This window comes from Vagococcus sp. WN80Y (assembly GCF_059621045.1).
Genome location: NZ_JCAQHY010000052.1, coordinates 1 through 1,562 on the forward strand (window position 1 = coordinate 1; position 1,562 = coordinate 1,562).

The following is a 1,562-nucleotide window of genomic DNA, read 5'->3' on the forward strand; positions in this document are numbered from 1 at the left end:
ATATAGCCACCAAACACCGAGCCTAGTCCCGCCGATAGTTGGTACATGGCGGTATTAATCCCCAAATAAGTCGCTTGCTTTTCTTTTTCCACATACTTTCGCACGAGGACGACAAAACAACCGGGAATCACTGCCGCCCCTGCGACCTGAACCACTCGCGCCACAACCACTAAAGGAAAAGAAAACTGTAACACAAAGCCTAAAATCGAGCCAATCCCAAAGGCTGCCGCTCCAACTGTAAATAGCTTACGAGCGGACATCACATCTGATAAGGTCGAATAAATCGCCCCACCGACACCAAATACCAGTGCCGCAATGGTCGTGAGTAAACTGACCTCTGCGGGAGTTATCTGGAAAGACTCCGCAATACTCGGCGTAATCATGCCAAACATCTTGTCACTAAAAACCTGCATGAAACACAGAAAAATCACCCACGGCATCGCCACATAAATCGTTACTTTTGTTGCTTTTTCACTCATTTTTAACGCCTCCTCATTAAAAAACACTTAGTCACTCAGGGCAACTCGTGTGCCATATATCAGGAGCAGCGAGCGTTTCATCAGATATTTTTGGAGGTCTTGGTGAAAGATAATGGTAATGACGGTGCCTCTTGGTTTAAGGGAAATCAGTGATTGTCCCATGGTCAGCCCCTTTCTTTCATAACAGTCGAGACAAATTCCATCAGCGAGAGATTGCCTTCGTTGATCAAGCGACGTGCCTCGGCTTTTTCTAATGATAAGGTCAGCTTGGCTTGTTTAACGGTGCTTGGATTTGACAAGGCACTGGACACGTCAGCTTTGATAAATTGACCTGAACTTGAAAAGATCAAGGCTTGTTGAAAATGTGCTCTGACGAAGGGCAAATCATGGCTAATCAGCAAAACTGTTTTGCCTTTGTCTTTGAGATAGCTCAATACCTGAGAAAGCTGTTGGATGCCATGACCATCTAGCCCGGCTGTTGGTTCGTCCATCATCAAAATTGGCGTATCCATCATCAAGGCAGAGGCAAGAGCAATCCGCTTGCGCTTACTCGGCGATAAATCAAAAGGATGGCTCACTAATACCTCCTCGAGCTGACACAGCTTGGTAATCTCTGCTAGTAACGTCTCTCGCTTTTCTGCTGAAAAACCCAACATTTTAGGCCCAAAAAGTAGCTCGGCCTTAACCGTTCGATTGAACATTTGCTCGTCTGGATTTTGAAAGACATAGGCGATTTTGTGAGCGTATTCGGCAATGGGTCGGCCAACATAATTCTCTGAAAAAAGCTTTATCTCTCCTTGATTGGGCTGTAATAATCCCGCCAGTAGTTTCATCAAGGTAGTTTTCCCGCCACCGTTTTGTCCGATAAGGGCGAGGTGCTCGCCTTGGTTTAAACGCAGTGTGATGTTTTCAAAAAGAGGCACACCCTGTATGTGAGAGAAACTTAAATCAGTCATTTCAATTGCTATCATGGGGTTCCTCCTTTATTTCTTGATATAAATCAGCTAGTAAGGAGCGCCGAACCCCTGATCCTTCAAATTCTGGTGAGGTGATGACCGTTTGCCAAGTTCCCCGCTTCACCAC

At 45.7% G+C, this 1,562-nt stretch carries 2 protein-coding genes; both read right to left on the minus strand.

The annotated features are described in order from the left end of the window. A partial coding sequence (locus AC5KOD_RS02630) for an MFS transporter (protein WP_496912988.1) occupies window positions 1-479 on the minus strand: 479 nt, incomplete at its 3' end. Window positions 480-643: 164 nt separating this feature from the next. Further along, entirely contained in the window at window positions 644-1,450 is an 807-nt protein-coding gene (locus AC5KOD_RS02635) for an energy-coupling factor ABC transporter ATP-binding protein (RefSeq protein WP_496912989.1), read from the minus strand. Between the last annotated feature and the right edge of the window lie 112 nt (window positions 1,451-1,562).